The organism is Marinobacter flavimaris, from assembly GCF_045057155.1.
In the GTDB taxonomy this organism is placed as follows: Bacteria; Pseudomonadota; Gammaproteobacteria; order Pseudomonadales; family Oleiphilaceae; genus Marinobacter; species Marinobacter manganoxydans.
This window is the reverse complement of the sequence record NZ_CP171359.1, coordinates 1,030,069-1,049,955: the sequence shown is the minus strand read 5'-3', so window position 1 is coordinate 1,049,955 and position 19,887 is coordinate 1,030,069. Positions and strand designations below refer to the sequence as shown.

General features: G+C 56.9%; 19 protein-coding genes and 1 tRNA gene. 2 read left to right on the top strand and 18 right to left on the bottom strand.

Features of this window, described 5'->3' with window-relative positions:
• Positions 1-70: 70 nt before the first annotated feature.
• The 18 genes from secF to ACGK9W_RS04870 all read right to left on the bottom strand — a co-directional run bounded on the left by secF (position 71) and on the right by ACGK9W_RS04870 (position 17,957).
• On the bottom strand, positions 71-1,024 hold the full coding sequence (gene secF, locus ACGK9W_RS04955; RefSeq protein ID WP_053115016.1) for a protein translocase subunit SecF: 954 nt from the start codon (positions 1,022-1,024) through the stop codon (positions 71-73).
• The gene (secD, locus tag ACGK9W_RS04950) at positions 1,017-2,891 is read right to left on the bottom strand and encodes a protein translocase subunit SecD (RefSeq protein ID WP_092032821.1); all 1,875 of its coding nucleotides are present in this window, start codon (positions 2,889-2,891) and stop codon (positions 1,017-1,019) included. The genes secF and secD overlap by 8 nt, the downstream gene beginning before the upstream one ends.
• Positions 2,892-2,986: 95 nt before the next feature.
• A complete protein-coding gene (gene yajC / locus ACGK9W_RS04945; RefSeq protein ID WP_053115014.1) occupies positions 2,987-3,349 on the bottom strand; it encodes a preprotein translocase subunit YajC in 363 nt (120 codons plus the stop codon).
• 29 nt (positions 3,350-3,378) lie between these two features.
• Positions 3,379-4,500, bottom strand: coding sequence for a tRNA guanosine(34) transglycosylase Tgt (gene tgt / locus ACGK9W_RS04940; protein WP_053115568.1), 1,122 nt, complete (start codon positions 4,498-4,500; stop codon positions 3,379-3,381).
• A gap of 14 nt (positions 4,501-4,514) precedes the next feature.
• The gene (queA, locus tag ACGK9W_RS04935) at positions 4,515-5,618 is read right to left on the bottom strand and encodes a tRNA preQ1(34) S-adenosylmethionine ribosyltransferase-isomerase QueA (RefSeq protein ID WP_053115013.1); all 1,104 of its coding nucleotides are present in this window, start codon (positions 5,616-5,618) and stop codon (positions 4,515-4,517) included.
• 35 nt (positions 5,619-5,653) lie between these two features.
• Positions 5,654-5,740 (bottom strand) — tRNA-Leu (locus tag ACGK9W_RS04930).
• 82 nt (positions 5,741-5,822) lie between these two features.
• Positions 5,823-7,061, bottom strand: coding sequence for a flagellar hook-associated protein FlgL (gene flgL, locus ACGK9W_RS04925; RefSeq protein ID WP_405419331.1), 1,239 nt, complete (start codon positions 7,059-7,061; stop codon positions 5,823-5,825).
• Between the two features lie 18 nt (positions 7,062-7,079).
• Complete coding sequence (gene flgK / locus ACGK9W_RS04920; protein ID WP_273083738.1) at positions 7,080-9,152, bottom strand: flagellar hook-associated protein FlgK; 2,073 nt, start codon at positions 9,150-9,152, stop codon at positions 7,080-7,082.
• 5 nt (positions 9,153-9,157) lie between these two features.
• Positions 9,158-10,144, bottom strand: a complete 987-nt coding sequence (gene flgJ / locus ACGK9W_RS04915; RefSeq protein WP_273083736.1) for a flagellar assembly peptidoglycan hydrolase FlgJ — start codon at positions 10,142-10,144, stop codon at positions 9,158-9,160.
• A gap of 8 nt (positions 10,145-10,152) precedes the next feature.
• Entirely contained in the window at positions 10,153-11,250 is a 1,098-nt protein-coding gene (locus ACGK9W_RS04910) for a flagellar basal body P-ring protein FlgI (RefSeq protein WP_405419327.1), read from the bottom strand.
• Positions 11,247-11,948 (bottom strand): flagellar basal body L-ring protein FlgH, encoded by a 702-nt coding sequence (gene flgH, locus ACGK9W_RS04905; RefSeq protein ID WP_008174297.1) that lies wholly within the window; start codon positions 11,946-11,948, stop codon positions 11,247-11,249. The genes ACGK9W_RS04910 and flgH overlap by 4 nt, the downstream gene beginning before the upstream one ends.
• A gap of 19 nt (positions 11,949-11,967) precedes the next feature.
• Positions 11,968-12,756: a flagellar basal-body rod protein FlgG gene (gene flgG, locus ACGK9W_RS04900; RefSeq protein ID WP_008174295.1), complete on the bottom strand. Its 789-nt coding sequence runs from the start codon at positions 12,754-12,756 to the stop codon at positions 11,968-11,970.
• Positions 12,757-12,842: 86 nt separating this feature from the next.
• Entirely contained in the window at positions 12,843-13,595 is a 753-nt protein-coding gene (locus tag ACGK9W_RS04895) for a flagellar basal body rod protein FlgF (RefSeq protein ID WP_273083732.1), read from the bottom strand.
• Between the two features lie 76 nt (positions 13,596-13,671).
• Complete coding sequence (locus ACGK9W_RS04890; RefSeq protein WP_117616909.1) at positions 13,672-15,561, bottom strand: flagellar hook protein FlgE; 1,890 nt, start codon at positions 15,559-15,561, stop codon at positions 13,672-13,674.
• A gap of 27 nt (positions 15,562-15,588) precedes the next feature.
• Positions 15,589-16,266, bottom strand: a complete 678-nt coding sequence (locus ACGK9W_RS04885) for a flagellar hook assembly protein FlgD (RefSeq protein ID WP_117616908.1) — start codon at positions 16,264-16,266, stop codon at positions 15,589-15,591.
• A gap of 18 nt (positions 16,267-16,284) precedes the next feature.
• Positions 16,285-16,734: a flagellar basal body rod protein FlgC gene (gene flgC, locus ACGK9W_RS04880; protein WP_117616907.1), complete on the bottom strand. Its 450-nt coding sequence runs from the start codon at positions 16,732-16,734 to the stop codon at positions 16,285-16,287.
• 34 nt (positions 16,735-16,768) lie between these two features.
• Positions 16,769-17,167 carry a flagellar basal body rod protein FlgB gene (gene flgB, locus ACGK9W_RS04875; RefSeq protein WP_405419321.1) on the bottom strand — a complete coding sequence of 133 codons (399 nt, stop codon included), beginning with the start codon at positions 17,165-17,167 and terminating at the stop codon, positions 16,769-16,771.
• 238 nt (positions 17,168-17,405) lie between these two features.
• The gene (locus tag ACGK9W_RS04870; protein ID WP_014576882.1) at positions 17,406-17,957 is read right to left on the bottom strand and encodes a nitroreductase family protein; all 552 of its coding nucleotides are present in this window, start codon (positions 17,955-17,957) and stop codon (positions 17,406-17,408) included.
• Positions 17,958-18,112: 155 nt separating this feature from the next.
• On the opposite strand from ACGK9W_RS04870, the gene ACGK9W_RS04865 reads away from it, so the two are divergent.
• A complete protein-coding gene (locus ACGK9W_RS04865; protein WP_053115004.1) occupies positions 18,113-18,424 on the top strand; it encodes an Mpo1-like protein in 312 nt (103 codons plus the stop codon).
• Position 18,425: 1 nt separating this feature from the next.
• Positions 18,426-19,865: an adenylate/guanylate cyclase domain-containing protein gene (locus tag ACGK9W_RS04860; protein WP_053115003.1), complete on the top strand. Its 1,440-nt coding sequence runs from the start codon at positions 18,426-18,428 to the stop codon at positions 19,863-19,865.
• The last annotated feature ends 22 nt before the right edge of the window (positions 19,866-19,887 follow it).

Genomic DNA, 19,887 nt, shown 5'->3' with positions numbered 1-19,887 from the left:
CTGAGACACAAAAAAACCGCCACATTGTGTGGCGGTTTTTTTATGCCCGGAAATCGGGGAACAACTACGATTACATCCGGTTCAGCCACTCCGGCGGCTGCTCTTCTTCTTCGGCATTTTCCGCGCCTTCTTTTGCCGGCACGATCAGGTCATCTCGAGACACGCCCATCACCATCAGCAGATTCGCAGACACGTATATGGAAGAGTAGGTACCGACGACCACACCAATAATCAGAGCCAGGGCGAAGTTGTTGATTGCCTCACCACCCAGGAAATACAACGCAAAAAGCACGACAAGCGTTGTCCCGGATGTATTGATGGTGCGTGCAATGGTCTGATGAATGGATTCGTTGATGATATCCCAGGGCTCACCCACACGCATTTTGCGGAAGTTCTCCCGGATGCGGTCAGCAACAACGATGGTATCGTTCAAAGAATAACCAATGACCGCAAGCAACGCAGCCAGAACGGTAAGATCGAAGGTCCACTGGAATAACGCAAATACACCCAGAACGATAATGACGTCGTGAGCCAGAGGCACCACCGAGGCAATACCGAATTTGAACTGGAAGCGCATACCCACGTAAATCAGCACCACTGCAAGGGCAATCAGCAATCCAAGGCCACTGTCCTCCTTGAGCTCCTCACCAACCTGGGAACCGACAAACTCGGAGCTTACCAATTCCAGCTCCGCGCCCCCCTCCTCGAGGGTTCGGGTAACTTCAGGTGCCAGTTGATCATTGTCAGCTTCAGCCATGCGCACCAATACCGTGGTGTCAGCCCCGAAGTTCTGAACAGAAAACTGTTCGTAGCCGGCAGCCGTCAGCCTGGAGCGGATTTCATCCAGTTCCGGAGCCTCTGCATATTCAAATTCAACAGAGGTGCCGCCGGTGAAATCCATACCCAGGTTCAAGCCACGGATGGCCAACAGCGCGATAGACACAACGATCAGCGAGATGGAAATTACGGAAGCAATCTTCCGCAAACCCATAAAATCAAACGGTTGCTTTTGATCTTCAGACATTGGCGAGCTTTCCTCCGATCGACAGCTTCTCGACCCTGCGGCCGCCGTAAATAATGTTAACGATGCTCCGGCTGACCATCAGGCCAGAGAACATCGACGTCAGAATCCCGATGCAGAGTGTCACCGCAAACCCTTTCACGGGGCCGGAACCCATTGCGAAAAGAATCACGGCAACCAGCAATGTGGTGATGTTTGCATCAAAGATGGAAACAAAGGCTCGGGAATAACCGGAGTTGATGGCCGTCTGGGGCGGCACGCCCGATTTCAGCTCTTCCTTTATCCTCTCAAAGATAAGCACGTTGGCATCCACCGCCATACCGACGGTCAGAACGATACCGGCGATGCCTGGCAGGGTCAGTGTCGCCGAGAGGATCGACATGCACGCAACGAGCAGCATCAGGTTCAGTGTCAGCGCAATGTTCGCTACCACGCCAAATCCGCGGTAGTAGACAAGCATGTAGAGCAGCACCAGCCCGAAGCCAAGCGCAACGGACATCATGCCGGCGTCTATATTTTTCTGGCCGAGGCTCGGACCAATGGTCCTCTCCTGAACAAAATACATCGGGGCGGCAAGTGCACCGGCGCGCAAGAGCAGCGCCAGTTCTGCGGCTTCCGGAATGGAATCAAGCCCGGTGATCCGGAAACTGCTGCCCAGAGCGGATTGCACTGTGGCAAGGCTGATTATGCCTTTCTCCACAACGCGGTTCTCCACCTCCTGAGGCTCGCCGTCTACCATTCTGGTTTCGGTTTCCGTGCGGTACTCGATGAACAGCACGGCCATCCTGCGGCCAATAGCATTGCGGGTGGCCCGGTTCATCAGGTCGCCACCGACGGAATCCATGGTGATATTGACCTGGGGTTGGCCGTTTTCGTCAAACGCCTGCTGGGCATTGGCCACGTTGTTACCGGTCGCGATCACCTCCTGCTCGAGGCGCGCGGTGCGCTGTGGCTGATCCCGGAAACCAAACTCCTCGGTCTCGCTGCTGGGGGCGTCCTGGCGGGCCTCCATGCGGAACTCAAGGTTCGCGGTTGCACCAAGTACGCGCTTGGCCTGTGCGGTGTCCTGTACGCCAGGCAACTCAACAATAATCCGGTCGGCACCCTGTTGTTGAACGAGGGGCTCAGCAACACCGAGCTCATTCACCCGGTTACGGATCGTTGTGAGGTTCTGCTCCAGAGCATAGTCCTGAATCGCAGTGACCTCAGCCTCGGAGAGCGTCAGGACGAGGAGGAATTCATCACCCTCAGTCTGCTCATCGAGAAGGAATTCGTTGTACTGGTCACGCACCATGTTGAACGCTTCGGTGCGGGAGGCTTCATCACGAAAGCTGAGAACGATCTCGCGGTTATCCTGAACATCTCCGCCACGATAGCGGATCCGCTCTTCCCGCAACTCCCGCTTGATCTGGCCAGACATGGCATCCAGACGCTGGCTGACTGCGGTTTCCATGTCGACTTCCAACAGGAAGTGGACACCGCCACGAAGGTCCAGACCCAGCTTCATCGGGCCGGCACCCAGGCTCTTCAGCCAACCGGGCGTGGAGGCGGCCATATTCAGTGCAACCAGGTATTCGTTTCCAAGAGCAGCCTGCACCAGGGGACGGGCCTGCAATTGGTCTTCAGAGTTGGTGAGACGGATCAGAGCATCCCGATCCTGAAGAGTACTGCTTTTCACCTCGATGCCCCGGCTTTCCAGCACACCAACGGCCCTGTCGAGCACACCGGCATTCACCGCGGTGCTACTGCGGGCGCCGGTAATCTGGATGGCGTAGTCGTCGGGGAAGAGGTTGGGCAAAGCGTAGATAAACCCGATCACGAGCGCGACCAGGATAACCAGGTTTTTCCAAAGCGGATACTTGTTCAGCATGGGATCCCTTGTAGCCGGCCTAGCGGCCAGACTTGGTGTTTCAGCCAGGAAGATTCAAACCGGCCACCAGGGATGGCCGGCTAAATGGCCCCCGCTCAGATGTCCTTGAGCGTGCCCTTCGGCAGCGCCGCAGCAACGGCTACTTTCTGGACCTTGATCTCTACGTTGTCAGCAACTTCCACAACGATGAAATCGTCAGTCACCTTGGTAATTTTGCCGGCAACACCACCAGAGGTCACAACTTCATCACCTTTATTCAGGCCGGACATCAGAGCCTTGTGCTCTTTCGCACGCTTGGACTGCGGGCGCCAGATCAGGAAGTAGAAAATCAGGATGAAGCCGGCGAAAAAGATCACCTGGCCCATAACACCCATTCCCTGAGCAGCCGGGTCCTGCGCCATGGCAAGAGCAGGCATCAGAGCCAAAAGGCCGGCAACGAGCATTTTAATAGCTTTCATTGAATATCTCCGTTGGTTTAGCGAATAGATCAAACATTGCCCAGGGGCGGAACGGTCTCTCCGCGCAGAGCATAGAAGTCGGTTACAAAGTCCGACAATGTACCTGCTTCAATGGCCCCACGCAATCCAGCCATCAGGTTCTGGTAGAACCGGAGGTTGTGGATGGTATTCAGTTGTGAGCCAAGCATTTCTCCACATTTATCCAGATGATGGAGATAACTTCTCGAAAAATTCTTACAGGTATAACAGTCGCAGCGATCGTCCAGCGGCGCGGTGTCATGACGGTGCCGGGCATTGCGGATTTTTACGATCCCGGTTGACGTAAATAGATAGCCATTCCTGGCATTGCGGGTAGGCATTACACAGTCGAACATGTCGACACCGCGACGTACCGCCTCGACGAGATCTTCCGGCCGGCCCACGCCCATCAGGTACCGCGGCTTGTCTTCCGGCATTTTCGGCGGCAAGTGGTCGAGAATCCGGATCATGTCTTCCTTGGGCTCGCCAACCGACAGACCGCCAATGGCGTAGCCATCGAAGCCGATCTCTGTAAGCCCTTCCAGAGAGCGGTCCCTCAGGCCTTCGTACATACCGCCCTGAACGATGCCGAACAACGCCGCAGGATTCCCCTCGTGGGCATCTTTGCTCCGTTGCGCCCATCGCAGCGACAGTTCCATGGAATCTTTTGCCTGACGCTCGGTGGCCGGATAAGGCGTACACTCGTCAAATATCATAACGATGTCCGACCCGAGATCCCGCTGCACCTGGATCGCAATCTCCGGTGACAGCTCCACCGGCGAACCATCTACCGGAGAACGGAAGGTAACCCCGTCCTCGGTGATCTTGCGCATCTCACCCAGACTGAACACCTGGAAACCGCCGGAGTCGGTCAGGATAGGCCCATGCCATTGTGTGAAATCGTGAAGGTCGCCATGGGCCTTGACCACCTCAGTACCGGGCCGAAGCATCAGGTGAAAGGTGTTCCCCAGAATGATTTCAGCACCGATTTCGTGGATATCGCGGGGCAGCATACCCTTGACCGTGCCGTAAGTGCCGACAGGCATGAACGCGGGGGTCTCAACGGTTCCGCGGGGAAACGTCAGCCGGCCACGGCGGGCGCGCCCATCCTCGCCCAGTTTTTCGAACGACATGAAACAGGTTTGTGTCACAAAGCCTCCCCGGCATTATCGTTACCGGCTTCATTGGATTCCACGGTCGCCCCGAGCAACATGCCCCGGCTGGGTTCCTGACCGTTGATAAACATGGCGTCACCGTAACTGAAAAAGCGGTAGCGTTCCTTTACCGCTTCCCGGTAGGCCGACATGACGTTGTCATAGCCGGCAAACGCGCTGACCAACATGATCAGGGTGGATTCCGGCAAATGGAAGTTGGTGATCAGGGCATCCACGGTCTGAAACCGGTAACCCGGGTAAATGAAGATGTCGGTCTCGCCCGTGAACGCCCTCAGGCGACCACCACGGCTGGCCGACTCAAGGGAACGAACCGACGTGGTACCTACGGCAACCACACGCCCTCCCCTTGCACGGGTTCGTTCGATGGCGTCGACGGCATCCTGGGGAACGTTCACCACCTCACTGTGCATGGTGTGATCCTCGATTTTATCGACCCGTACCGGCTGGAATGTGCCGGCACCGACGTGCAGGGTCACAAAGGCACTTTCAATGCCGCAGGCGGCCAGTTTCTCCAGCAAGCCCTCATCGAAATGCAGACCCGCCGTGGGGGCGGCTACGGCGCCTGCTTCCCGGGCGTAAACGGTCTGGTAGCGTTCCCGATCGGTGGATTCGTCCGGACGGTCCACATAGGGCGGCAGTGGCATGTGGCCAATCCGCTCGAGCACCTCAAGCACTGGCTCCTCAGACTCACAGACGAGATGAAACAGCGCTTCGTCCCGCCCCGCCATTCTCAAAGAAGTGCCATCCTCAAGGATAACCTTCTGCCCCTGTTTCAATGCTTTTGAGGCTCGAACATGGGCGATGATGTCATGTTCTCCGGTTACCCGCTCAACCAGAACTTCTACCTGCCCACCGGTCTCCTTCTTGCCAAAAAGGCGCGCAGGGATCACCCGGGTGTTGTTAAACACCAGCAAGTCGCCGGGTTGAAGCAGCTCAGGGAGTTCACTGAATATTCGGTGGTCAAGCTTGCCAGAGAGGCCGTCGAGACAAAGCAGCCTGGACGCGCTGCGATCCTTGAGTGGATAGCGGGCGATCAATTCGTCCGGCAGGTCAAAATGAAAATCGGAGACATTCATGGAATGGACTGTTAACGACGCCGAAGAAAAGAAGATGGTAGCGGCGGGCGGACTCGAACCGCCACGGGTTTTACCCCAACGGATTTTGAATCCGTCGTGTCTACCAATTTCACCACGCCGCCATCGGAGAGTGTTGGGGATTATACTGAGCTAAATCGCGAAAGCAATAAGCCAGCGGACACAACTGCCCGCCGGCTCAGAGTTTTACAATCGATCGAACAGTGACAGCTGCGAAACCTGGGCAAACGACTGCTGGGCCGCCTGCAACACGAAGCTCTGGAAACTCAGGGTGCTGATGGCCTCTGCGTAGTCCACATCCTGCAGCTGGGACCGTATTTCATTGCTGTAGACCGACGAATCCTCCAGGAATGACTTGGTCGATTCCACCGCGTTCATCCGGCCTCCCAACTCCGTCTGCTTGAGGATAATGCTTTCCTGGGCGTTATCGAGGTTGATCAGGGAATTAGCAATCAGGTCGTCGTACTGGGCCTGCCCATCCGGACTGCTCTTGTCGATGTTGTTCAAACCGGAAATCAGGTTCTCAATGGTGCCGAACACCGACTGTTTTTCGTTGATCTTCAGCGTAAACACATCCCCCGCACCAGGCACAGCATCAGTAATTGTTGCCTCTACACCCGCAACTGTGAACGGCTCGCCGCTCTCGTAAACAAGGGGATCAACCGACAATGGATTTCCTTGGCTATCAAACGCCCTTAACTCCGGTGGATTCGGCGCTCCAACGTCGACGACCTCCACTGTAATATCGTCCGGGAACGAGTTGGGGTAGGCGGCAGCCAGATCTGCCTCGTTAACCAGCTTGACGCCTGAAATAGAAGCGCCCGGCGTGCTCACCGTGCTGTGTTCGCCGGCGATGGCCGCAGGAACTCTTACGAAAATGTCCTTGCCGTTATCGCTGATCGGAACGGTGACACCATCATCAATTTCGAGGACTCGCTGGCCCTCGTCGCCCTGGTAAATCCAACTGCCTGAGGGATCCTGCTCAAAGGCCTTTACCGAGCCCTGGAATCCACTAAAGATGTATTCGCCGGAGGCATCACGGGTATTGGCAATATTGGCGAGCTGCCCCAGGCGTTCCTCCAGCTCCGAAGAAATCGACCGCCGGTCGTTGGCCGACAACGACCCATTGCCCGCCTGCACCGTCAGTTCGCGGATGCGCTGGATCACGTCAATCGAGCTGGCCAACGCACTCTCTTCCTGCTTCAGGCGGTTGTCAGCCAAAGTGGCGTTGCGCTGATAGGTCTCGACCCGCGACAATTCCTGATCCAGTTTTAGAATACGGGCGGCCGCCACGGGATCATCTGAGGGCTTATTCACCCGTTTGCCAGTGGAGATTTGCTGCTGGGTGTTATTCAGGCTGGTATTGAGCTCCTGAAGGCGGTTGATGCCGCCGGAAAAAATCTGTTGTGATGAAATTCTGATCATGTCACATCACCTCAACCGTTACCGGAAACTCTGTAACAGGGTATTGAACAGGTCCTGAGCCACCGACATCACCTGGGCTGAGGCATTGTATGCGGCCTGGTATTGAATGAGCCGGCCGGCTTCCTCGTCCAGGTTGACTCCGGACACCGATTCCCGCTGGTTGGTTGACTGCTCCAGCAGGGTTTTGCCGGCATCCACATCCAACTGGCTCTGACGGGTTTTTACCCCGATGTCTTCCACCAGACCGGCATAACCCTCGGTAAAATTCTGGCTGCCACCATTCATGGTGTTCTGGGTACCCAAAGCCGCAAGCAGCTCGGCGTTGCGATTGTCGGATATGCCATTGTCGTTGTATTCAACAGTAAAAACATCGCCATTGGCGGGCTCACCCGTCATCTCGAACTGATAGCCCTGGTAAAGGGTACCGGCTGACGTGTCAGCGCCAAAAACCAGATTGATCCTCTGGGGATCATAAGGCACCCCTGTTGGGTAATCAGAGGCACTGATTTCCGTGTCAGACCCGTCGTAAACCCGGTACACGATGTCGGTACCGTTATTTTCGAATGCGATTTTCATCGGCCCATTCGCCAACTCGCCGCTATTCCTGAACCCCTCAAGCAATCCATTGGTATTAGGATTGCGGACGCTCAGCATCCTGCCCTGGTTGATCTGCCCGGTGCCCAGGTTATTTTCCCGAGTTTCAGTTGTATCGGGGTTATACCCCCCCTCCCTCGCCCGGATCGGACTGGCAAGCGCCAAGTCTTCCTCGCGCCTCACTTCCAGGCCAATACTCTCCGCCGCATTCCGGCCGGGCTGGATCAGGTATTTGTCACCGGCGCTGAAGGTGCCGCCCTCCACCCGGATGTTGAACCCGGGCATACTGATTTCGGACTGCACCGGATCCGGCAAACGGCCCTGGCTTTCGGTCCTGCCGGTTTCCTGATTGATCAGCTCATAGCTCCGGCCGTCACCGCTGAACTGTAATGTCCATCGGCCGGCTGGCAGCGCGGAACTGTCGGTTATTTCCACCGCCAGCTGGCCAGTGCCGGACACCTGATTGTTGCCATTGGGCACTACTCTGCCACGCTGGGCTTCAATTGAGTTGATATCGGTGAAGAACAGCCCTCCCAGGTCGCCCTCCAGATCCATACCGATTTCATGCTGTTGGTTCATGGTGTCCGACAGTGCAATGGCAATCCGGCCCAGCTCATCAAATGCCGGCTTGAGCCCCTCGTTATCAAACCGCAGGAGACCTCCCAGTTTACCCCCGGCAATCTGTTCGTCGACGTTCAGGGTGCGCCCGCCATTACTGAGAATAAATTCCAGGCGCGTCGGGTCCTCGGCATTTGACCGGGTTCCTAAGGCTGCCGCGCTGTTGCCCACCACCAGGGACAGGCCGTTCGAGAGCGACACGTTCACCTGGCTGCCATCCGCAGGTGTCACCTTGATATTGACCAGTTCCGAAAGCTGGCGCAGTTTTTCGTCGCGCTTGTCCAGCAAGTCGTTAGGCATTCTGCCCTGGGCGATACCCGGGGACTCGGATATCGCCAGGTTCAGCTCTGCGATGCTCCTGATCAGGGTATTGGCATCCTTTACACCCTGCTGCATCTGAGTCTTGATGGACTCCCGCTGCTGGATGAACTCCTGGTTCAGCGCCTGGAACCGGTTAACGACCTGCTGGGCCTCGCTCAGCACCAGTTGGCGCTGAGGCAAAGACGTCGGGTCCTCGGCGGCGTTCTGGAGACTGGCAAAAAAGTTGTTCAGGGCTGTGCTCAGGCCGGTGGATTCACCACCCAGCAGGTTATCAAGCCGGGAAATCTCTGAATTGAGAGCTTCCTGTTCACCATAAAGGGTGCTGTCTTCCCGCACCTGCTGAACCAGATACTCATTGGCAAGGCGGCGGATATTGGCGACGTTAACGCCACTACCAATGGTCCCGGCTCCGGTGCGCCGGCCTTCTTGGGTTTCAAACTGGACTTCCTGTCTGCTGTAACCAGGTGTGTTGGCATTTGTGATGTTGTTGCCCGTGGTATTCAGCGCCGCCTGATTACTGAGGATGCCGGTCAGACCAATGCCTATCAGCCCTGCCATAACGTTTACTCCTTGATCCCGTCACTGCCCCTGGACAGGGTCATCAGTGAATCACGGCTCATGATCTGGCGGATTTTACCGCCATAGTTCGGGTCGGTTGCGTAGCCGGCTTCCTGAAGTTTCTCTGCAAACACTTCAGGCTTGTCCGCCGCCGACAGCACTTTCCGGTAACGGGGGTTGGATTCCAGGAACGAAACATAGTCCCGGAAGCTGGATTCGTAGTCCCTGTAGGCCCGGAAACTGGCTTGCTCTTTCATGGGCAGACCTTCGCGGTATTCGGTCGTGGTAATGGAAACAGCGTCTCCTTCCCAGCGGCTGTCAGCCTTGATTCCAAACAGGTTGAAACTTGGCTCGCCCCGCTCTCCCCGGATCATATGCCGGCCCCAGCCGGTTTCCAGGGCCGCCTGGGCCACCATCAGTTTCGGGTCGATGCCGGAATCCCGGCTGATTCGCTTCGCTACCGGAAGCAAGGCACTCACGAAATGCTCCGGTGAGTCGAACCGGTCCGGCAATTCGGACACGTTTTTTCCCGGGACCACGGCAGACTCTTGTGCCACCGAGGCGACTTTCTGAACCTGCCCGGGCAAGCTTGCCGAAAGCGCCGGCAAACTCCGGTCATAATCCGCGAGAGAAGCCTTGTGGCCAGCCAGCTTATCGCCTTCACTGTCCAGGCCGGGAATTTGTCGGCTCAGTTGCCGGACCAGCGCCTCGGCGAGACCGGTTCCCTGCCCACCGGCCATGGTCAGACTCATCTGGTTGTCGAACATGTCGCGATACAGATCCGACTGATTGCTTTTCAGATAATTACCTTCGGAAAGCACGTCACCGGCCTTGCGCATGGACTTCAGCATCTCAGAAAGAAACAGGCTCTCGAACTGGCGTGCAACTTCTTCCAGCGCCGCCCTCTTGTCGGTTCGGGCCTGCGTTTTCAGCGCGTTCAGGCCGCTGAAATCGGTATACACCCGGGCCTGCTGAAGCGAATAGTCCTGCATCATGCCACCTAGATAACAATCAGCTCGGCACGCAGCGCACCGGCCTGTTTAAGAGCTTCAAGCACCGCCATAACGTCCCCCGGAGCGGCACCCACCTGGTTCACCGCCTGAACAATCTCGTTCAGGGTGACAGCCGGACCAAACTTGAACATCCTGGCCGGCTCCTCGGTGATTGCAATCTGGCTATCCGGCTCAAGGGCGGTGTCACCGCCGGCAAACGGATTAGGCTGTTTCACTGCGGGATTTTCCTGAATGGTCACCGTCAGGTTGCCGTGGGTCACCGCTGCCGGGCTGACTTTGACATTCTGCCCGACCACGATGGTGCCAGTGCGGCTGTTGATCACCACTTTGGCGGCATCCTGGGCCGGGGCGACCTCAACGTTCTCAAGTATCGAAAGAAAGCTTACCCGCTGGGACGGATCCCGCGGCGCACGCACGGAAACCGATGTCGCATCGTGAGCGTACGCCATGTCCGGGCCGAGGCGTGCATTCACAGCCTCGACCACACGGCGGGCCGTAGTGAAATCTGGGCGCAGAAGGTGGAAGGTAATGGTGTCGCCCTGACTAAAAGGCGAGACCACTTCCCGCTCGATAGTGGCACCGTTGGGAATCCGGCCGACGCTCGGTACGTTCACGGTAATTCTGGAGCCATCCTGCCCCTGGGCACCAAAACCGCCAACCACCAGACTGCCCTGAGCCATGGCGTAGACGTTGTTGTCAGCGCCCTTCAGCGGGGTCATCAGCAGGGTACCGCCGCGCAGGCTGTCGGCGTTGCCGATGGAGGAAACCGTGATATCAATCTCCTGCCCGGCTTTGGCAAACGGTGGCAATGTGGCACTCACGGTTACGGCGGCGACGTTGGTGAGTTTCGGGTTCACGCCTTCAGACAGAGTGATACCGAACTGGTTCATCATGTTCCGGAAGGTCTGATTGGTGAACGGTGCCTTGTCGCCGGTCCCGTCAAGGCCAACCACCAGTCCGTAGCCCACCAGCTGGTTGTTCCTTACCCCTTTGATGCGGGACAGGTCCTTCAGCCGGTCCGCCATCACCGGTGCCGCAACCGCCGCCAGAGCAAGTACCCAGGCAAGAAAACGCCGCATGCTCATAGCGGCCACCACTCACTGTTAAAGAAGCGGGCAAGCCAGCCCATCTGGTTTGCCTGGTCGAAATCACCGGTACCGCCATAGGCAATACGCGCATCAGCAATACGGTTTGAGGCAACAGCGTTGTCCGGCTGGATATCCCGGGGGCGAACCAGCCCGGTCAGGCGGATGTACTCGTCGCCATTGGTCAGTGACAGCCATTTCTCACCCCGGATCCGCAGCACGCCGTTGGGCAGCACCTCTGTGACCGTGACGGTGATGCTGCCAGCAAGACTGTTGCTCTGATCAGCCTCAGCCGTGCCTTCAAAATCGCGCTCGTTGTTCAGTGAGGTGCCGATCCCGAAGTTGTTCTTACCCAGAATGTTCGGCTCCGGCAGCGTGATTTCGTTGTCCTTGGTGATGCTGGTTTCGGCATTCTTGCTGGCACGGGTGGATTCCTGGAGATTCACTGTCAGTACATCACCCACATTGAGCGCGATGGTATCCCCGTAAAAGTTATAGTTTCGGGAAACCTGGTAAATCGAACCAGACGCCCTGTCTCTCTGTGTCATGGCCTCAGGGCGTACCGGTGCAAACTCAGGATCATCCGGCATCGCCCGGGGCCGGCTCATGGCCGTGCAACCCTGTAGCAGGATCAGTACCACCAAGGTCGCCAGGGTACTGGCGCCCCGGGTTATCCGGCTGGATGTCATCGGATTCATGACGTCACCTCTGGCGGCGTTAGCCAATGTTGTTGGTAATGAACTGGAGCATCTGGTCCGTCGTGGAGACCACCTTCGAGTTCATTTCGTAGGCGCGCTGGGTGGTAATCATGTTCACCAGTTCTTCCACCACTTCAACGTTGGAAGCCTCCACGGAACCCTGTTCGATGGTGCCAAGCCCGAGCAGACCCGCCTCCCCCTCAACGGGGTTGCCACTGGCAATGGTTTCCTTGAACAGGTTGTTTCCGATGGCCTGCAGGCCCTGGGGATTGATGAAATCCACCAGGGTGATCTGGCCAAGGTTTACCGGCGCCGCCTGGTCATCCGTTACCGCCGTTACCGTGCCGTCCTTGCCAATGGTGATATTGGTGGCGTTATCGGGAATATTGATGGCCGGCTCCAGGGGGTACCCGTCCGGATTCACCACATCGCCGTTGGAGTTCAACTGGAACTGGCCGTCCCGAGTGTAGGCAATCTGGCCATCCGGCTGCAGAATCTGCAGAAAACCCCGGCCATTGATGGCCATGTCCAGCGGTTGCTCGGTAATCTGGAGATTGCCCTGGGAGAACTGCTTGACCGTGCCCACAACCCGGACACCCGTACCCAACTGCAAGCCGGAAGGCAGTTCTGAGTTCTGGTTGGTGAGGCCACCGGGTTGTCGGTTGATCTGGTACAGGAGGTCCTGGAAGACCGCCTTGTCCCGTTTGAAGCCGGTGGTGTTGACGTTGGCCAGGTTGTTGGAAATGGTGGACATGTTGGTGTCCTGCGCGCTCAAGCCGGTCTTGCTGACCCAAAGTGCTGGATTCATGCTGCTTACTCCATACCGGGGGGGGGCAATCAGGCGGCCAGTTTTTGCCGCTTCAGGCCCGCCAGGCCAATGTGTTCGGTCGTTACTTAAAGGTTCTGCAACAGCCGTGCCGTTGCTTCGGAATTCTCGTTGGCGGTGGTCATTACCTTCACCTGCATTTCGTATTGCCGGGAAAGCTGCAGATTGGAAATCATCTCTTCCACCGCATTCACGTTGGAGCTCTCAAGAAAACCCGAGACCACTCTGAGATTTGCATCCGGGGGCTCAGGGCCATCGATTGCCTGGTCCGGTTTGCGGCGCATATGCCCGTCTAGCCCCTTCTCCAGAGCGTCCGGTGGCGGGTTGACCAGCTTCAGACGATCCACCTCAACCAGCTGATTCGGCGGGCCGCCAACAGGAACAACAGAAATCGTGCCGTCAGCGCCGATTTGCACGTTGTCGAAAGGCGGCAGCGCAACCGGTCCACCATTGCCAAGTACAAGTTCACCATTGGCCAGGCGCACCAGACCATTCACATCAACCTGAAGACTGCCGCTGCGGGTAAACACCTCTTCGCCCTGATCGTTCTGGATGGAAAGCCACCCTTCACCTTCAACCGCCACATCCAGTTTGCGGCCGGTGTCCATCAGGGCGCCTGCGGAAAGGTCCGTGCCGGGTCGCTCTGCCATGGCATAGGCCCGGGTGGGATGGTGTTCCCCGAAGACAGGCATGCTACGGGCCTGGGCGAAGTCCTTCTTGAAGCCGGTGGTGCTGACATTCGCCAGGTTGTTGGCATGGGCTTGCTGGGCCAGCATGTTCTGCTTGGCGCCAGACATACCGATGTAGAGGGCTTTTTCCATGGGAAAACTCCTGCCGGAATTTTGACTGTTTCCAGTCTTCTAGCAGGAGTCATGCCATGTTCGCTAGCTCGCGAACTTAACGGAGGTTGATGATGGTCTGGGTGACCGCATCGGAGGTTTCAATGGTCTTGGCGTTCGCCTGATAGTTGCGTTGCGCAATAATCAGATTTACCAGTTCAGCAGACAGGTCCACGTTGGATTCCTCGACGGAGCTTGACGCAATCGAACCGAGGGTACCGGTGTCCGGCGCGCCAATGACAGGCTGCCCTGATTCAAAGGTTTCGACCCAGGAGGTATCACCCACCGGAGACAGGCCATCGGTGTTGCTGAATGTGGCGAGCGCCACCTGACCAAGCGCATTGGATTGCCCGTTGGTATACCGGGCGAATATGACACCATCATCCGACACATCCAGCCCGGACAGGCGACCCGTGGTATAACCATTCTGCTGCTGGTCATTGACACCGAATGCCGCGCCGTATTGGGTGGCATCGCTCAGATTCAGAACGAACGCGGAGCTGGTGGGTGGCTCCGGAATCGGGCTCACGACCGAGGTGGGATCTGCCGGAGGACCGTCCGCCCCATTAGGGTCACCGCTGGGATCCTTGGGAATCCAGTCAGCCACGATAATCTCACCACTGGGATTACCGTTGATGGAAGCCAGGACACCGTCCTGATCGAATATTGCAGTGTAAGGAGTCTGATCCGTGCCACCTACCGGCTCGCCGTCTACCTGAAGGTAAACAGACCACTGACTCTGGCCAACACCATTCCCGGGCGATGGCTCTTTGACATAGAACTGAGTCATCTCATGGGCGTTGCCCAGACTGTCGTAGATGGTGGTTGATGTGGCGTGGTTGTAAGTACGCTGATCAATGGGGTTGAAAGCGTTGATGCGCGTGGGCTGCGTGTTGTTATATGTCGCCACGAACTGAGAACCCACGGCGTCAGAGGCCACAGTATCCACACTGCGATTTGTGCTTACCGCGATCTCTCCAACGGTGTTCTCAATCGGGTTCGTACTACTACCGTCTCCCCACTGAACCTCAAGCGGTTCACCCGAACTGTCCCGGACTAAAAGGTTGTCGCCATCCACATTGGCTGAGATGGAGTTATTGCCGAAGCTGGAAATAACGTTCGCCAGCTCATCCAGTGTCGTCACAGCGCTTACATTCAGGGGCTGACCATTGATTGAGAGCTCCAGGTTGCGAGACGCAATCGTATTACTGAGAGTATCACCGGTCGAGACGCCATTGGCCGTAGAGTCTATTTCAGCTGTTGTGATACCGGAAGCACTCACGCCGGAGGCTGCGGAGATCGCATCGGCAATCTGGCCCGCGGAGTTTATCGGGCTGGGGATCACAACAGTCTCATCGGCTGAACCGTCAGAATAGGAAAAAGTCAGCGTTTCACCCGCCGTAAAGTCACCGGTCTGCAGGGAAAGGTCTCTCACCCTGCGTTCCAGCACGGATTCACGGGAATCCAGATTCACATCGGTCTGCAGGTTCGTGGTCCTGCGCGGAGCCAGGTTGGCGGTCTCAATCTGCAGGTCACCACGCACACCGGACAGGTTGCCATCACCATCAGCGGTATAACCCTGCACCTTCATGCCCTGGTTGTTGACCACAAAGCCGTCTTTGTCTACTCCGAACTGGCCGGCCCGGGAGTATCGCACTTCGCCGCCATTGTTCAGAATAAAGAAGCCATCACCGTCAATCGCCATATCCAGGCCGCTATCGGTGAAGCTGATATTGCCCTGACCGAACGACTGCTTCACGCCCTGAACCCGGACACCGTCCCCGATCGGATTGGTGCCTGCGCTCAGGAAACCACTGGCATAAAGATCGCCGAACTGGGCCTTGCTGCCTTTGAACCCCACGGTACTGGCGTTGGCAATATTGTTACCGGTGACGTCCAGATCCACCGATGCCGCGCGAAGACCACTCAAACCCGTATTAAATCCCATGGTTCACCCCTTGGTGTTTCACCGGTATCAGTTAATTTGTTTTACATCAGACAGGGCGATGGAGCCCATACCTGCAAGATTCAGGGTAATGGAGCCACCCTGGCCCAGGGACACGCTGTCAACATTGGCACTTACCATCGTACCCAACTGCTGCGGCCCATCCGGGTAGGAAGCCTCGGCTACAATCTGGTAGGGTCCCGGCGGCAAGGGATTGCCGTTGCCGTCCTGGCCATCCCAGCGGAACGATGTCACCCCCGCCGGACTACTACCCATGTCAATCTGGCGAACCCGTTCACCATTCTGACCCTGAATCGAAAGCCGAAGCCCGCCGGTCGATGCCGGCACTTCAACGGTGCCACTGATCTCACCGTCCGCACCCAGAATCCCGATCTGGGAAGGGGCAAGCACGGTTTTGCCGACCATGGCAGAGGCCTGCAGCGCCTGGGTGGAACGGAACTGGCCCGCCACATCCTCAACCGTACCGGAGAGGTTCTGCATCTCCTCCAGCGAGCTGAACTGGGCCAGTTGGGAGATGAATTCACCGTTGTCCTGGGGTTCCAGCGGGTTCTGGTTTTTCAGCTGTGCCAGCATCAGTTCCATGAACTCATTCCGGCCAAGCTCACTGGTGCCCTGGCCGCCATCCTGTTGCTTCAGCTGGTACTGGCTCAGAACATCCGACGCGTCTGTTGCATTTACTGCAGTCATGTTGTGCTCCTCACCGTATTACTGCTGACCAAGGGTCAGAATGCGCTGCATCATGGACTTGGCTGTGTTCATGACATCCACATTCATCTGGAAACTTCTGGACGACGACATCATGTCAGCCATCTCCTCAACCACGTTCACGTTGGGATAGAAGACATAACCGTCTTCATTGGCCGCCGGATGGTGGGGCTCGTAGCGCATCTGTAACTCCGCATCACTCTCAACAATGCCTTCAACCCTGACGCCGGCACCGGGACCTTCATCGGCAGCCATCGGCATGCCACCCTGCCCCGGGTTCAGGAGTGATTGCTGAACGGCTGAGAACACCGGCTTTCTGGCCCGGTAGGTTTCACCGGTACTGGAGCTGGCTGTTTCGGCATTGGCAATGTTGGACGCGGTTGTATTCAGCCGCAGCGATTGCGCTGTCATGCCGGAACCGGCGATATCAAAAATGCTGCCCAGTGACATGATAATTCTCCTTCGCTAACCCTGTGACTGCGGCTTATTCGCCCTTCAGGGCTTTGGTCAAACCGCTGAACTTGCTGTTCAGGAACTGGAAACTGGCCTGGAAGTCCATGGCGTTACGCATGAAGCGCGACTGCTCCTGCTGGGCATCCACAGTATTGCCGTCGACCGACGGCTGATGTGGCATCCGGTACAAAAGGTCGCTGTCTGAGGCAGACCGGGAGGTATCCATGTGGGCCTCGTTCGTTTTCGCCATCTGGAATCCGCTGACCTGCTCCTGGGCCTTCTGCATCATGGCCTGGAAATCCAGATCCCGCGCCTTGAAACCCGGGGTGTCGGCGTTTGCCAGGTTGTTTGCCAGAACTTCGGCGCGTTTAACACGCGCTTCAACCGCGTGTTGATGAATGCCCAGAGCCGAATCAAACGTAATTGCCATGTTGCCTCCCGAAAACTGCACTGGTATGCCGAGCTGTTTTTGCCGGCTGTGCTCTTTGACAGGACTAAAGCAAGCTGAATGCCAGATTTATGGTCAGGTGTTAATTTGTCAGGAAACCCAGTGTTGGCAGGCCCTGCAGAGAATCCGAGTAGCGGTTACGGGAAAGGAGAAAGGAAAAGGGCAAGAAAAAGCGGCAAGCTGCTTCCCCCGGCAGAAGCCGGGGGTATTCAACAAGGTCTCAGGGCCAATGACTCACAAACTCGTCCACCGCCGGTCTGGGCACAGACGGCTTGGATGCCGAGACCGTACCGGTGTAGAGAAAGCCAACAATCTGTTCATGCTCTTCCAGGCCCAACCCCTGGTGAACCGAGGAGTGGTAGGCAACGCCGCCTGTTCTCCACATCACGCCGAAACCGGCATCCTGAAGGGCAAGCTCAACAAAACTCATGCCGGCAGCTGCCGACATGACCTGCTCGATTTCCGGTACTTTGGGATGCGTCCTCGGCGACGCGATACCAACTATGACCATGGGTGCGCGAAGGGGGGCACGCCGGAGCTTCTCGATTTCTTTCTCATCGCTGTTATTGGCACAGGTGGACGCAAACAGCTCTCCCAGGGCTTCAAGGCCTTTACCCTCGATCACCAGATAGCGCCAGGGCCTGAGCAGTGCATGGTCCGGTGCACGCGCCGCGCAGGAAAAGGCCCTTTCGAGGGTTGTCGAATCCGGCGCGGGTGATTCCAGCCTCGGTTCAGAGGAGCGGTTCAGGAGGAAATCGGTAACTGCGGTCATATCTGCTCGCTGTTTAAAGACTGTTGAAATATAGGTACGAACACAATTCATGGCTGTGAATTGTGGGTTCTACGTAATGCTGTTAACCTTTAGTCGTAGTCGGGTCTACCAACAATTATAAATGACGCGGTCGTACAACGTTGAGTGGCAACACAATGAGCAACCAGCAAACCTTCAATAACTTTTCCGAATTTTATCCGTACTACCTCGAAGAGCACAGCGACGTCACCTGTCGCCGTTTGCATTTCGCTGGAAGTCTCCTGGTCCTGATAGTCGCCGTATGGGCTCTGGCTTCGGGCAAGCTGTTGTGGCTTCTGGCCTTGCCGGTCATAGGCTATGGCTTTGCGTGGGTTGGTCATTTCAAGTTTGAAAAAAATCGCCCCGCTACCTTCAAATATCCACTGTACAGCCTTATGGGTGACTGGGTCATGTTCCGCGACATGCTCATTGGCAGGATCCGTTTCTGAAATGATGAGTGCCCCGGCAGACCTGCGTAATGCCAGTAGCTCAGCTGGCAGAGCCCTCTCGTCCGAGGCGGCGGGCAACCCGATCGCCATTCCCCCGATGCCCGATTACAATGGCCGGGTACTGGCATACACCTCAACCGCCGCCATTATCGTAACCGGCGTTCTCCAGGGCGCCTTTCCGCAATGGCTTCTCTGGCTGGTTGCCGGGGCCCTCACCTGGCCCCACATCGCCCATGCCCTGACTCGCCGCACTTTCCTCAGGAATTCGCCACGCATCCGTCAGAAAATGCTGATATTTGATTGCGTGGTTGGTGGCGCTTTCATTGGTTGCATCGGGCTGATCGTCATCCCCTCCCTCGCCGTTGCACTGATGCTGATGTTCAGTTGCCTGATTGTTGGTGGTATCCGTCAGTGGGTCCTGGGCACCGGCTTCATGGCGGCCTCCATTGCGGGGGCGGTTGCGATCGTCGGCCCGGCAGACGGACCACACTCGCCCCTGCTGACCAGCATCGTGTCGATTTTATCCACCGGGCTTTATATTTGCGTTACGGCTTACTATTCCCACCAGCAGGCACGGGCGTTGATGCTGGCAAAGACCCAGATCCAGAACCAGCGGGAGCAGTCCATCGCGCTTTCACACAAACTGTCCAAATATCTCTCGCCTCAAGTCTGGCAGTCGATCTTCACCGGTGAGCGGGACGTGAGACTGGAAACCCAGCGCAAGAAACTGGCGGTGTTTTTCTCTGACATCAAAGGCTTCACGGAGCTGTCCGAGGAAATGGAACCCGAAGCACTGACCGAACTGCTGAATCACTACTTCAATGAAATGTCGGAAGTTGCTCTCAAGTATGGCGGCACCATCGACAAGTTCGTTGGTGATTCCATCATGGTGTTCTTTGGCGATCCAACCAGCCGTGGCCAGAGGGAGGACGCATTTGCCTGTGTCTCCATGGCCATCGAGATGCGCAAGCATATGAAAATCATGCGGCAGAAATGGCGCAGCCAGGGCATCAAGACCCCGCTGGAAATCCGCATGGGAATAAGCACCGGTTATACAACGGTTGGTAACTTTGGCGCCGAGAACCGGATGGATTACACGATTATCGGCAAGGAAGTAAACCTGGCCAGCCGGCTTGAGTCCCTGGCGGAGCCGGGCGAAATCCTCGTTTCCTACGAAACCTTCGCGCTGATCAAGGACAAGATCATGTGCAGAGACAAAGGCGAGATTACCGTGAAGGGCTTTGTCAAGCCGGTGCCTATTTACGAAGTGGTCGACTTCCGGCGCGACATGGGGCCCAACCGAAGCTTCCTGGAACACGAACATAGCGGCTTCGCCATGTATCTCGATTCGGACAAGATCACCGAGAAAGAGCGGCAGGCCATCCTGACCGCTCTGGAAGATGCTGCAGATCGCCTGCGGCGGGAAGAGGATGTTTCCTGAGGCGCTTCCCTGCGCTCAAACA